Source organism: Micromonospora sp. WMMD712, assembly GCF_029581295.1.
Classification (GTDB): domain Bacteria; phylum Actinomycetota; class Actinomycetes; order Mycobacteriales; family Micromonosporaceae; genus Micromonospora; species Micromonospora carbonacea.
Genome location: NZ_CP120743.1, coordinates 3609977 through 3623204, shown reverse-complemented (window position 1 = coordinate 3623204; position 13228 = coordinate 3609977). Strand labels below are relative to the sequence as shown.

Genomic DNA, 13228 nt, shown 5'->3' with positions numbered 1-13228 from the left:
CGTCGGCCGGCGACCCCGCTGGGCGGGACGGGGCGGCGACGGGCGCGGCGCTCGCGCGATTGGTGACGGAAGTCGGGAATGAGCAATAATCGGCGCGGGCCACGCGAGGCGCCGGATCGATCTTGGGGGGTGGAGGGGCAGGTGGAGGCGGGTCGCCGGTCTTCAAGATCGCGATTTGTGCGTGTCTTCACAAGCGCCTACTCTGTAGTTCCGACGCGTCCTGCTAGCACAGCCGGCAATCTCGGTCGCCAGCGGGAGTCCCGATACGGCAGGCCGCTTGAGCCGGCCGAGGATCGCACCGCACGGAGTCTCATGAGTCAGCAGCACCGTCACCCTGGCGCGTCCGGCCGCGCCGGTGCCGTACCGGCGCTCCCGGACCTGCCCGAGGCGACCGTCGCGCGGCTGCCCGAATACCTCCGCGCCCTGCACAACCTCGCCGAGTCGGGTCACGAGACCGTCTCCAGCGAGGGCCTGGCCAGCGCGGCCGGGGTCAACTCCGCCAAGCTCCGCAAGGACCTGTCCCACCTCGGCTCCTACGGCACCCGCGGCGTCGGCTACGACGTCGCCCTGCTGGTCGAGCAGATCGAGTACGTGCTCGGGCTCACCCAGCGGCGGGCCGTCGCCCTGGTCGGGGTGGGTAATCTCGGTCACGCCCTCGCCGGCTACGACGGCTTCGCCAGCCGCGGCTTCCGCATCGCCGCCCTGCTGGACGCCGACCCGGGGCGGGTCGGCGAGGAGATCAACGGGCTGGTCGTGCGGCACGTCGACGAGCTGCCCCGCATCGCCGCCGAGGAGCCGATCGCGATCGGCGTGATCGCCACCCCGGCCCGCGCCGCGCAGGCGGTCGCCGACCAGCTCGTCGCCGTCGGCGTGACGAGCATCCTCAACTTCGCGCCGTGCGTACTCTCGGTCCCGGACGGGGTCGACGTGCGCAAGGTCGACCTCGCCATCGAGCTGCAGATCCTGTCCTTCCACGAGCACCGCAAGGCGTCGCTGACCGCGCTGCCCGCCGCCGGCGGCACCGCCCTCACCGCCCTGCCCGGCGGGCTCGCGGCCACCGACCCCCAGGAGGCGATCGGCACGTGAAACTGCTCGTCGTCGGCGCGTCCTACCGCACCGCTCCCGTCGCCACCCTGGAACAGCTGGCGGTCGGCCCGGCCGACCTCACCCGCACCCTGGACCGCCTGCTCGCCCAGCCGTACGTGAGCGAGGCGGTGCTGGTCTCCACCTGCAACCGGGTGGAGGTCTACGCCGCCGTATCCGGTTTCCACGGCGGCCTCGGCGACGTCTGCGCCGTCCTCGCCGAGCAGGCCGGCACCCCGCCCGCGAGCCTGGCCAGCCACCTCTACGTGCACTACGACGCCGCCGCCGTCGACCACGTCTTCCGGGTCGCCGCCGGGCTGGACTCGATGGTCGTCGGCGAGGCCCAGATCCTCGGCCAGCTCCGCGACGCGTACCACTGGGCCAGCGGCGCCGACTCCGCCGGCCGGCTGCTGCACGAGCTGATGCAGCAGGCGCTGCGGGTGGGCAAGCGGGCGCACGCCGAGACCGGGATCGACCGGGCCGGCCAGAGCGTCGTCAGCGCCGCGCTCGACCTGGCCGCCGGCCACCTCGACGGCGCGCTATCCGGCCGCCCGGCCCTCGTGGTGGGCGCCGGCGCGATGGGCGCGCTGGGTGTGGCGACGCTCTCCCGGCTCGGCGCGGGCCCGCTCACCGTGACCAACCGGGGGACCGACCGGGCAGTGCGACTGGCCGAGTCGTACGGGGCCAGCGCCGCGCCCATTGCCGGGCTGACCGACGTGCTCTCCACAGTGGACATCGTAGTGGCCGCCACCGCGGCCACCGAACCGGTCCTCACCCGCGAGGTGGTCACCCGGGCGCTCGCCCGCCGCGACCCCGACCGGGGCCCGCTCGTGCTGCTCGACCTCGCCGTTCCCCGCGACGTCGAGGCCGGCGTGGCCGGGCTGCCCGGCGTCGAGGTGATCGACATCGACCGGATGGCGGCGGTCCTGGCCGGGGGCCCCGCCGCCGCCGAGGCCGCCGCCGTCGAACGGATCGTCACCGCCGAGGTCGAGTCGTTCCTCACCTGGCTGCGCGGCGCCGACGTGGCACCGACCGTGGCCGCCCTGCGCGGCCGGGCCGAGGACGTGGTCGCCACCGAGCTGCGCCGGCTGGCCCAACGCCGCCCCGACCTCAGTGACGACCAGCGCGCCGAGGTGGCCCGCACGGTGCACCGGGTCGTCCAGCGGCTGCTGCACCAGCCCACCGTGCGGGTCCGCCAGCTCGCCGCCGAGCCCGGCGGCGACCAGTACGCGGCGCTGCTGCGCGAGCTGTTCGACCTCCAGGTCCCGCAGACGTCCCCCGTCGACACCGTCCCCGACGTTGTCGACACCGACCCCACCCCGTATCCCGGAGGCGACAGATGACCGCCCCCCTGCGCCTCGGCACCCGGGGCAGCGCGCTGGCGATGGCCCAGTCCGGCCAGGTCGCCGCGGCGCTCACCGAGGCGACCGGCCGCCAGGTCGAACTCGTCGAGGTGGTCACCGCCGGCGACCGCTCGTCCGCCCCCGTGCACCGGCTCGGCGTCGGCGTCTTCGTCTCGGCGCTGCGCGACGCCCTGACCGCCCGCACCATCGACCTCGCCGTGCACTCCTACAAGGACCTGCCCACCGCGGCGGCCCCCGGGCTGCACGTCGCGGCGGTGCCGCCCCGCCAGGACCCGCGCGACGCGCTGGTCGCCAGGGGCGGGCGCACCCTCGCCGAGCTGCCGCCCGGCGCGGTGGTCGGCACGGGCGCGCTGCGCCGCATCGCCCAGCTGCACGCGCTCGGGCTGCAACTGGAGGTCACCCCGATCCGCGGCAACGTGGACACCCGCCTGGCGCGGGTCCTCGGCCCGGACGCCGACCTCGACGCGGTCGTCCTGGCCCGGGCCGGGCTGGCCCGGCTCGGCCGGGCCGACGTGATCACCGAGACGCTCGACCCGATGCTCATGCTGCCCGCACCCGCCCAGGGCGCGCTGGCCGTGGAGTGCCGGGCCGACGACACCGACCTGGTCGAGCTGCTCGCGGTGCTCGACCACGCACCGTCCCGGGCCGCGGTCGTCGCGGAACGGGCGCTGCTGGCCACCCTGGAGGCCGGGTGCAGCGCACCCGTCGCCGCCTATGCGGAACTCGCCGAAGGCGACGCCGGCGATGAGATCTACCTGCGCGGGGCGGTGATCAGCCCGGACGGCACGCGAGACCTCCGGCTGTCCCGCACCGGAACGCCCGCCGACGCGGCGGAGATCGGCAAGGCACTCGCCGCCGAACTCCTCGAACTCGGCGCCGACTCGATCCTCGGCCACGAAGGAAACGCCGGTCCGGGGACCCAGCAATTTGGGAGCACAGAATGACCCGCACCCGTAAGCCCGTCGGCCGTATCGCGTTCGTCGGGGCCGGCCCCGGCGACCCGGGCCTGCTGACCCGCCGGGCGCACGACGCCCTGGTCGACGCCGACCAGGTGGTATACGACCGGGGAGTCCCCGAGTCGCTGCTCGACGCCGTGCGCGCCCAGGCCAAGTCCGACGCCCAGTTCTCCCCGGCGGAGGGCGTGCCGGGTGACGTGGCGAAGGTGCTGATCTCGGCCGCGAGGTCCGGCCTGAACGCCGTGCACCTCGTCGCCGGCGACCCGTTCGGCCACGACTCCGTGGTCAAGGAGGTGCAGGCGGTCGCCCGCACCGCCGCGCACTTCGAGGTGGTGCCGGGCGTCGGCCAGGCCGAGGGCGTCGCCACCTACGCGGGCGTGCCGCTGCCGGGCGTACGCACCGCCGCCGACGTCGAGGACGTCACCACGCTGGACTTCGACGCGCTCGCCGCCGCCGTCGGCCGGGGCTCGCTGGCGCTCGCCGTGGACGCCGGCGACCTGGCCGCGATCCGCGACGGCCTGCTCGCCGCCGGGGTCGACGGCTCGACCGGCGTCGGGGTGACCGGCGACGGCACCGGGGAGACCCAGTACACGACCACGTCGACCGTGGACTCGTTCGTGGCGGCGGCGCTCGGTTTCACCGGCCGGGTCGTGCTCACCGTCGGCGAGGGCGTCGGCCAGCGCGACAAGATGAGCTGGTGGGAGAACCGCCCGCTGTACGGCTGGAAGGTGCTCGTCCCGCGCACCAAGGAGCAGGCCGGGGTGATGAGCGCGCGGCTGCGCGCGTACGGGGCGATCCCGTGCGAGGTGCCGACCATCGCGGTCGAGCCGCCGCGTACCCCCGCCCAGATGGAGCGGGCGGTCAAGGGCCTGGTCGACGGCCGGTACGCCTGGGTGGTATTCACCTCGGTCAACGCCGTCCGCGCGGTGTGGGAGAAGTTCGCCGAGCACGGCCTGGACGCCCGGCACTTCGGCGGCGTCAAGATCGCCTGTATCGGCGAGGCCACCGCCGACGCCGTCCGCGCGTTCGGCATCCAGCCGGAGCTGGTCCCCGCCGGGGAGCAGTCGTCCGAGGGGCTGCTCGCCGAGTTCTCGCCGCACGACGAGATCCTCGACCCGGTGGGCCGGGTGCTGCTGCCGCGCGCCGACATCGCCACCGAGACCCTCGCCGCCGGGCTCACCGAGCGCGGCTGGGAGGTCGACGACGTGACCGCGTACCGCACGGTCCGGGCCGCCCCGCCGCCCGCCGAGATCCGCGACGCGATCAAGTCGGGCGGGTTCGACGCGGTGCTGTTCACCTCGTCCTCCACGGTCCGGAACCTGGTCGGCATCGCCGGGAAGCCGCACGCGCGCACGGTTGTCGCCGTCATCGGCCCCAAGACGGCGGAGACCGCGACGGAGTTCGGCCTGCGGGTCGACGTCCAGCCGCAGCACGCCTCGGTGCCCGACCTCGTGGAGGCGCTGGCCGCCTACGCCGTCGAGCTGCGCGAGAAGCTGGCCGCCATGCCGGCCAAGCAGCGCCGGGGCTCGAAGGTGCAGGGGCCGACCGCCCTGCGGTTCCGCTAGTCGCACCGGCCGCACAGCCAGCTCGCCCAGGGAGGCCCCGCATGCCGTACCCCGAGATCCGGCCCCGCCGGCTGCGCCGCAACGCGGCCGTGCGGCGGCTGGTCTCCGAGACCCGCGTCGACCCGGCCGAGCTGGTCGTGCCGATGTTCGTCAAGGAGGGGCTGACCGAGCCGCGGCAGATCGCGTCGCTCCCGGGGGTGCTCCAGCACTCCCGGGACTCGCTGCGCAAGGCCGCGGCCGAGGCGGTCCAGGCCGGCGTGGGCGGGATCATGCTCTTCGGGGTGCCCGAGCGGCGCGACCCGACCGGCTCCGGCGGCATCGACCCGGGCGGCATCCTCAACGTCGCCATCGCCGACGTGGTCGCCGAGGTGGGCGACGCGACCGTGGTGATGAGCGACCTGTGCCTGGACGAGTTCACCTCGCACGGGCACTGCGGCCTGCTCACCCCCGACGGCGAGGTGGACAACGACGCCACCCTCGTCGCGTACGCCGAGATGGCGGTGGCCCAGGCCGCCGCCGGGGTCGGGGTGGTCGGCCCGTCCGGGATGATGGACGGGCAGGTGGGCGTGGTCCGCCGGGCCCTGGACGCCGCCGGCCACACCGACGTGGCGGTCCTCGCGTACGCGGCGAAGTACGCCTCCGCCTTCTACGGCCCGTTCCGGGACGCGGTGGAGTCGTGCCTCGACGGGGACCGGCGCACCTACCAGCAGGACCCGGCGAACCTGCGGGAGTCCCTGCGTGAGGTCGCGCTCGACGTCGCCGAGGGCGCCGACATCGTGATGGTCAAGCCGGCCCTGCCCTACCTCGACGTGGTGGCGGCGGTGCGCGCGGCGGTCGACGTCCCGGTCGCCGCCTACCAGGTCTCCGGCGAGTACGCGATGGTCGAGGCGGCCGCCGCCAACGGCTGGATCGACCGGGAGCGGGTCATGCTGGAGACGCTGACGTCGATCCGGCGCGCCGGGGCGCAGATCATCCTCACCTACTGGGCGGTCGAGGCCGCCCGCCTGCTCCGCGACCGTTACTGAGCGCATCTGGGCTGACCGCCCCCCCCGTTTCCCTTCCGCTCCCTTGAATCCCTTTTGTGCACCTTCCTCGCCCGACCCCAACCCCCTTCTTTGCTTCCTTTGCTCTGCACCCACGGGCGCAACACTTACCTAGGGTGACTGCTGCGTCGGCGGGTGCAGAGCAAAGGGGCCGCGAGGAGTGGTCGCTGGTGCCCGGCCCGGCCGCGGACCGCTCGACCAGCCGCCCCGCCGACCGAAGCGCGGCCAGTCGACCGGCGGCCAGCGGGACGCGCGGGTTACCGCCAGACGCCCGGTTATCCACAGCCGGGCGGGGCGGGGTTGCGACCGGCCCGCGCGGGCGGGGAACGTGAACCCATGGCAGCCCACATCGCGCCACCGCAGCCCGACGACGCCCCCGGAGGCGACGACGCCGAGTCCGGTGACCCGGCAGGCGGCGGGGCCACGGACGCCGATCAGGCAGCCGGCGAGCCCACCGCCGGCGACGAGCCGCCGGCGATGCTGACCGAGCCGTTCGACATCCCGTGGCCGGTGGCCGGCATCATCCGGGCCGTGCGGCGGCGGGCCGACGCCAGCCAACGCGAGCTGGCCGCCTGCGCCGGGGTGCACCCGTCCACGATCGGGCGGATCGAGGCCGGCGCGCTGACCCCCAGCATCGCCATGCTGCGCCGGCTCCTCGCGGCGGCGGGCTTCCGGCTGGCCGTGGTGGACGAGTTCGGCCGGGTGCTCCAGCCGATGCGCGACCGCGACGACGCCCGCGACGGGGCCGAGCGCCGCTACCCGTCGCACCTGGACACCATTCTCGACCCCGAGCCGGGGGAGTGGTGGGCCGACGTCTACGGGCTGGCCCGCCCGCCGGAGACCTTCTACCGCAACCGCGCCTACCGGGACGCGATGCGCCGTCGCAGCCGGTGGGAGGTCCGCGTCGCCAAGCTCCGGCACGTGCCGCCACCGCCGCGTGCCGTCCCCCCGTACGGCTGACGGCCCGCCGCCCGGCCAGGAGCCGGGCGACGGGCCGCCGTGGAGCCGTCGGGCCGGTCAGTCGTCGTCGGTGATGGTGCCGACGGCCAGCGGGTCGGCCAGGTGCAGGCCGGGCACGCCGGCCACCAGCAGGTTCACCTTCTCGTCGGCCTCCCGCTTGTGGTCACCGCGCACGGTGACCGTGAAGGTCAGCGAGGTCTGCCCGGCTGCCAGGACCTTGCAGCCGACGTACGGCTCGTAGTCCGCCCCGGCCTGCGCCGTGGTGCCGTAGGTGGCGGCGCAGATCAGGGCCGGCTGCGACAGCGGCCGGGACACGGTGACGGTGAAGGCGAGCGGGCGGGTGCCCTTGTCGCCCTCGACCACCGTGGCGTCGGCGACGCTCAGCGACGCGCGGGAGCGGAACCGGGCCACCTGCGGGTCGTGGTCGCTGGAGCCGCGCGACCCGTCCCCGGTGAACTCCGCCGGCCAGTCGGCGTTGACGTGCGCCGCCCGCACCTGGACCAGGTCGTCGCGCAGCGCGTCGTTGACGAACAGGTGGTCCAGCGTCTGCGCCTGCCCCTCGAAGCTGTACGAGTACGCCGACGACGGCACCTCGGCGACCAGGTCGTCCCACAGGCTGTGCAGGCCCGCGTCGTACAGCGCGGCGAGCTGGTCCGACGGGGTCGGGTCGGCCCCGGTGGCGATCGGGTCGTCGGGGCGGGGGAAGACGTTCAGGTCCCCGCCGTACACCACCCGGGAGTTCCGGTCCGCGTTGTGGATCGCGGTGACCAGCGCGGCACCGTAGCGGGCCTGCTCGGTGCGCTGCCCGACCCGGCTGTCCGGCCCGGACGAGAAGTGGTTGCTCAGCGCCCACAGGTGGTAGCCCTCGGAGCCGCCCGGGGTCGCCTTGACCCAGAACTTGCCGAGCTGCGGGGCCCGCGTGTAGACGTTGTTGCCGTCCTTGCCGGTGGAGGTGTCGGTATCTGCCGGCAGCACCGCGTTGAGCGCCTTCGGGTTCTGCACGTCCGCGTTGGACGGCAGCCCCGTCGACCGGTACGGCACCACCGGCGCGGAGCCGAGCAGCGGGTCGGTGGTGGTCGCCTCGGCCAGCGACAGCCGGTCCGTGCGGTAGAGGAACCCGGCGGTGATGCCCCGGGCGTCCGCGCCGGTCCGGTCGTACGCCGCGGCGTACGTGGGCCCGCCCGCGGCGGCCACGGCCAGCGCCAGCTCCTGGAGGGTGTCCGGCGCGCCGTCGGCGTCGTTCGTGTCGCCGCACACCAGCGCGCCCCCGGTCACGGAGCAGATGTCCTGGTCCTCGGCCTCCTGCACCAGGATCAGGTCCGGCGAGTGCAGATCGGTGCGGATCTGGTCGGCGAGCGCCGTCAGGTGCTCCCGGTAGTCGGCCTCGCTGGCCGGCACGTAGTCGAACGGCGGGCTGACCCCGGTGCAGCCGGCGTTGCCGGTGAAGTCGCAGCCGTCGAACGGGTCGTCCCGGTAGTCGTACAGGTTCTCCACGTTGTACGTGGCGACCGCGATCTCCCGCGACCGGTCGGCCGGCTGCGGCGGGTTGTTCTTCGACGGGTCGGCCCCGGCCGCGAAGGCGGCCTGCTCGACCTGGACGCCGTACTTCTCGAACGCGTAGTAGAGCGCGCCGTACGCGTCCCCGGTGAGGGTGTCGAAGGTCCGGGCCGGCGGCAGCAGGGCGGCGTTGTCCCCGGCGGTCGCCTTGACGCCCATGGCGCCCAGCATGATCCGCTGCCCGTTGCCGTCGTCGAAGCGGCGGGTCGCGTCGTTGTCCAGCGGGTGCGCGTCGCGGAACACCCGGCGGGCGTACGCGTCGGCGCGGCCGAGCAGCGGGTCGTCCCGGTCGACCACCCACACCTCGGAGTCGGCCGTGGACGCGAACACGGCCCGGCCGCTCACCGCGCCGCTGCCGGCCCGGACCCGCACCCGGGCCCCCTCGTGCCGCTCCCAGAACCGCTGCGCGGCGGCCAGGTCGGCCGGGGGCACCGCGTCGGCGACGGCGACGACGGAGTTCACGTCGAGGCCGGACGCGATCTTGGTGACCAGCGAGGCCCCGGAGAGCTGGGTCATGTTGTAGTACTCGGACACCCGGGCCCGCAGCACCACCTCGTCGCCCACCGTCGGCACGTAGCCGCCGATCAGCGAGGTGAACGAGCCCATGAAGACGAAGATGCCGTCGGAGGAGGACGGGTCGCCGTCGCTCGCGTCCGCGCGGCTCTGGAGGAAGAAGCCGTGCTGGTCGGCCCCGGCCGACGTCCGGGCCAGGGTGCGCTGGGTGATCACGCCCCGCACGTCGTACAACGTGCTGCTCGTGCCGTTGCCGGAGGCCGGCGCGAGCGGCGACCGGTCGGCCGGGCCGGACTCGGCGTCGGTGGTCGGGCCCTGCACCTCCCCGACGGTCAGCTCCCGGGTCACGGTCACGGCCAGCGCGCAGGTCGCGGTGCCGCCGTCCGTGTCGGTCGCGGTCACCGTCACGGTGTACGCCCCGGCGGCCAGGTCGGCGCTGGTGGCGATCGTGGCGCGGGCGGTGCCGCCGACGGCGTCGGCCGGGGTGAAGGCGGTGCGGCTGATCGTGCCCGTGGCCGGGGCCGGCTCGACCGAGGTGACCGCCAGGCCGACGATCGTGTCGTCCGGGTCGGTGGCGGTCACCTCCCGGCTGGCGGCGGTGCCGGCGGCGGTGGTCAGCGCCCCGCCGCAGGTGACGGTGGCGGGCTGGTCGACGGGGCCGCCGCCGTCGACGGTGTGCGCGCCCAGCCCGTCGAACGTGTCGGTGGCGTAGCCGGCCCACTGGGCGGCCGGGTCGAAGGCGTCCGACGGGTCGGTGTCGCCGGAGGTGACCGTGGGCAGCCGCCGCAGCGTGTTGTCGGCGGTGCTGGTCAGGCCGCTGCCCCACTCGGTGCCCGGGTCGACGCCGACCTGGCCGATCGAGTCGACGACGGTGCTGCCGCCCCGACGCAGCACGATCGCGTCGTCGCCGTTGAAGAGGCTGGCGGTGGTCGTCTGGTCGGCCTGGGCGAGGACCGCCGGCGCGGCCGAGGCGGCGGCGAACACGAACGTGTCGCCCGCGGCGACCGTCCCGGTCAGGGCCAGGGTGGTGGCCGTGGTGTTGCCGTTGAAGTAGAGCAGGAGCTGGTAGCCGCCGGCGGTGAGGTCGACGGGGGCACCGGTGCCGTTGTAGAGCTCGATCGCCTTGTTGTTCGACGAGCCTTCGACGTACTCCGAGATGAAAAGGTCGGTGGGCGCGGCGCTGGCCGCGGTGGGTGCGACGCCGATGACCGGGATGGTGACGGCTACGGCGGTCGCGAGCGCGGCAGTTCTGCGGCGCGGGCGCATGGGGCCTCCACGATGGGTGGACGTGAACGAACGCACGTTAAGCGGCGGCGCTGTCCGCCGTCCATCCCCCACGGGGCGCTTTGGTGAATAGCCGACTCAGCCGCCGAGGCGGTGCACCAGCTCGGCGACGTCCACGCCGTATTCGCACCACTCCCGGTCCGGTTGGTAGCCCAGCTCGGCATTGACCTTCAGCATCGCCTCGTTGGCCTGGGCGTTCCAGGTCTGCACCTCGGTCAGCGTGGGCTCGGCGGAGCGCAGCTCCAGCAGCATCCGGGCCTTGATCGCCCGGTCGATGCCGTAGCCCCGGTGCTCCTGCACCACGATCGTGTCGTACTGGTCGGCCCGGGTCGGGTGCTGCGCCGGCACCACCACCTCGGTCAGCCCGGCCACCTCGCCGGTGCGGTCGTGGGTGGCGACCACGATGTACGGCTTCATGCCGCGCCGGTGCAGCGTGGCCAGGCTGTCCCGCAGCCGCTGCGGGTCGTAGGAGCTGGGGCGCAGCTCGCCGTCGTCCACGTCGCGCACCTCGGCCTTCGCCCGCGCGTACGCCTCGATCAGGTCGTCCGGCGGGCCGCCCGGGCAGAACCGCACCTGGTAGCCCGCGCCGACGCCCGTGGCCATCTCGGCCAGCGCCGACCAGTCCACCCCGGACAGGTCGAGCACGCTGCGGGTCTCCACGTATTCCCGGGAGAAGCCCAACGCCTCGTAGAACGCCACCGCCGGGGTGCCGCCGACGACCTCGACCCCGATCGACTGGAAGCCCTCCTGGTAGACCCGGCGGGCGGCCACCCGGGTCAGGTCCCGGCCCAGGCCGGTGCGGCGCACCGACGGATGCACCAGCACCTCCAGGACGCCGATGTCGCCGAGCAACAGCACGTGGACGTGGCCGAGGATCGGCCCGGGGCCGCCCCCGGCGGCCGGCTCGGCCTGGGCCACCCAGGCGAGCCGCCGCTCGCCGGGCATCACCTCGGAGAGGTATTCCCGCAGGTGGCTCCCCTGCCACGGCGGATCCTGCGGGAGGTCGGCCGCCAGCACCGCGTTCAGCGTGTCCAGCAGCGACGCGAGCTCGGCGGGCGACGCGGTCCGGGGGTCCCATTCGCGCACCATCACCCGTCTAGCTTGCCGCTTACGGCAGCTTGACGGAAGTGTCCAGTTCTCGGATGCGCCCGGTTTCTCCCGCGAGGCCGGCGGCCACCTCACGGGCGGCGGCTGGCCAGCCCGTACTCGTTGGCCTTGTCGAAGACGTCCTGGGCGTAACGGCGCACGTCGTTGTACGACAGGATGGCCCCCCACCAGTCGCCGGGGACCGTCATGTTCCGGCCGCCCTTGCACAGGTAGTTGCCGGCGGCCAGGGCCGCGTCGTCCAGGTCGTGCGGGTTCTTGCGCCCGTCGTTGTCGGCGTCGGCGCCGATCTCCTGCCAGGTCGTCGGGATGAACTGCATGGGCCCGATCGCCCGGTCGTAGACGGTGTCCTTGTCGTAGAGCCCCCGGTCGGTGTCGGTGATCCGCTGCCGCCCGCCCTGGCCGTCGAGCGGGTCGCCGATGATCTCCGGGAGCGCCTGCCCGTCGGGACCCAGGGTCGCGCCGTTGGCCTGGCCGTGGCGCGACTCGACATAGCCGATCGCGGCGAGGGTGGTCCAGCTCAGCCGGCAGCCCGGGGTGGTCTGGGCGAGCGCCAGCTCGGCGTACCCGTACGCCTGCATGGCCACCGGCGAGATGCCGACCTTCGCCCCGGTCTGCTGGGCCCAGGCGGCGAGCGCGTCCGCCGGCCGGCCGGTCGGCGCCGGCACGACCGGTCCCGCGCTCGCGCCGGGCACCGCCGTCGCGCCGGGCGGCAGCGGGGTGGCCGACCCGCCGGGCAGCAGCCCGCCCTGCGGGGTCGCCGTGCCGGCCCCCGGGGTGCCGGCGGTGCCGTCCACCGCCACCGGGCGGGACTTCGGCGCGGACGCCGGCACCAGCAGCGCCCCGGCGGCGGCGGTCCCGGCGACCAGCACGAGCAGGAACAGGCCGGGCAGCGTGAGCCGGCCGCTCGGGCGGCGGGACCAGGCCCGGGTGGCGCGGGCGGCGGCGACTGCCGCCTGCCGGGGCGGGGGCATGCGCACGGCGTGGGCGAACGGCACCCGACGCCGCCGGGCCACCCCGGTCGGCTTCTCGGCCTCCGACTTCTTCGCCGCCTCGGGCCCGGCGGGCTTCGCCGCCTCCGCCCCGGGCTGCTCCGCCTCGGGCTGCTCCGCCTTGGGCTGCTTCGCCTCGGGCTGCTCCGCCGCATCGGGCTCGGCCGGCGTCGCCGGCTCCGGCTCGGCGGCTTCCTTCGCCGTCGGCTCGGCGGCCGGCTCGGTCGCCGCCGGCTCGGCCGGCTGCGTCGACTCTGGCCCGGCCGGCTGCCTCGCTTCCGGCTCGGCCGGCTGCTTCGTCTCCGGCCCTGCCGGGTCCGGCTTCTTCGGCTCCGGCTCGGCCTGCGGCGGGGAGTCGGCGGGCGGCTCGCCGCGCAGCCAGGGCCGGCGGGGGCGGGGCACCCGGGCACGCGGCGGCGCGCCGCCCGGATCGTCGGGCGGCGCGGCCGGTCGCAGGGCCCTGGCCGCCGGTCTGTCCTCGCCGTCCACCACCCGTCGAGTATCACCCATGCCCCGCCCGGAGTCAGGCCCGGTCGTACCCTGGTGCCATGCCCCGGTACGAGTTCCGCTGTCGCGCGTGCGGCGACACCTTCGAGGTCAACCGTCCGATGGCGCAGGCCGGTGAGCCGGCGTCCTGCCCGAGCGGGCACGCCGACACCGTCAAGCTCCTGTCCACCGTGGCCGTGACCGGCCGTGGCGGCGGCGCGGGTCCGGCTGCGCCGGCCCCCTCCGCGGGCGGTGGTGGCGGTTGCTGCGGTGGCGGGTGCGGCTGCTGACCCGGCCCCGACCGGCCCCGGCGCACCGGGG

General features: G+C 75.1%; 10 protein-coding genes. 7 read left to right on the top strand and 3 right to left on the bottom strand.

The genetic code is table 11. The annotated features are described in order from the left end of the window. Window positions 1-312 precede the first annotated feature (312 nt). From O7633_RS15505 to O7633_RS15480, 6 genes are all read left to right on the top strand, one after another. Entirely contained in the window at window positions 313-1086 is a 774-nt protein-coding gene (locus O7633_RS15505; RefSeq protein WP_278129506.1) for a redox-sensing transcriptional repressor Rex, read from the top strand. Further along, window positions 1083-2426, top strand: a complete 1344-nt coding sequence (locus tag O7633_RS15500) for a glutamyl-tRNA reductase (RefSeq protein ID WP_282328284.1) — start codon at window positions 1083-1085, stop codon at window positions 2424-2426. The genes O7633_RS15505 and O7633_RS15500 overlap by 4 nt, the downstream gene beginning before the upstream one ends. Then, window positions 2423-3391 (top strand): hydroxymethylbilane synthase, encoded by a 969-nt coding sequence (gene hemC / locus O7633_RS15495; protein ID WP_282328283.1) that lies wholly within the window; start codon window positions 2423-2425, stop codon window positions 3389-3391. The genes O7633_RS15500 and hemC overlap by 4 nt, the downstream gene beginning before the upstream one ends. After that, on the top strand, window positions 3388-4968 hold the full coding sequence (locus tag O7633_RS15490) for a uroporphyrinogen-III synthase (RefSeq protein WP_278129500.1): 1581 nt from the start codon (window positions 3388-3390) through the stop codon (window positions 4966-4968). Before hemC ends, O7633_RS15490 begins: the two co-directional genes overlap by 4 nt. 41 nt (window positions 4969-5009) lie before the next feature. After that, on the top strand, window positions 5010-5993 hold the full coding sequence (hemB, locus tag O7633_RS15485) for a porphobilinogen synthase (RefSeq protein WP_282328282.1): 984 nt from the start codon (window positions 5010-5012) through the stop codon (window positions 5991-5993). Between the two features lie 354 nt (window positions 5994-6347). Further along, a complete protein-coding gene (locus O7633_RS15480; RefSeq protein WP_282328281.1) occupies window positions 6348-6971 on the top strand; it encodes a helix-turn-helix transcriptional regulator in 624 nt (207 codons plus the stop codon). 57 nt (window positions 6972-7028) lie between these two features. On the opposite strand, the gene O7633_RS15475 is transcribed toward O7633_RS15480, so the two are convergent. The 3 genes from O7633_RS15475 to O7633_RS15465 all read right to left on the bottom strand — a co-directional run bounded on the left by O7633_RS15475 (window position 7029) and on the right by O7633_RS15465 (window position 12931). Further along, window positions 7029-10307, bottom strand: coding sequence for a lamin tail domain-containing protein (locus O7633_RS15475; protein WP_282328280.1), 3279 nt, complete (start codon window positions 10305-10307; stop codon window positions 7029-7031). A gap of 96 nt (window positions 10308-10403) precedes the next feature. Next, entirely contained in the window at window positions 10404-11414 is a 1011-nt protein-coding gene (locus O7633_RS15470) for a GNAT family N-acetyltransferase (protein WP_278136261.1), read from the bottom strand. Between the two features lie 89 nt (window positions 11415-11503). Then, window positions 11504-12931, bottom strand: a complete 1428-nt coding sequence (locus O7633_RS15465) for a lytic murein transglycosylase (protein WP_282328279.1) — start codon at window positions 12929-12931, stop codon at window positions 11504-11506. A gap of 38 nt (window positions 12932-12969) precedes the next feature. Here O7633_RS15465 and O7633_RS15460 point away from each other — a divergent pair, with 38 nt between their 5' ends. After that, on the top strand, window positions 12970-13197 hold the full coding sequence (locus O7633_RS15460) for a zinc ribbon domain-containing protein (RefSeq protein WP_074472443.1): 228 nt from the start codon (window positions 12970-12972) through the stop codon (window positions 13195-13197). The last annotated feature ends 31 nt before the right edge of the window (window positions 13198-13228 follow it).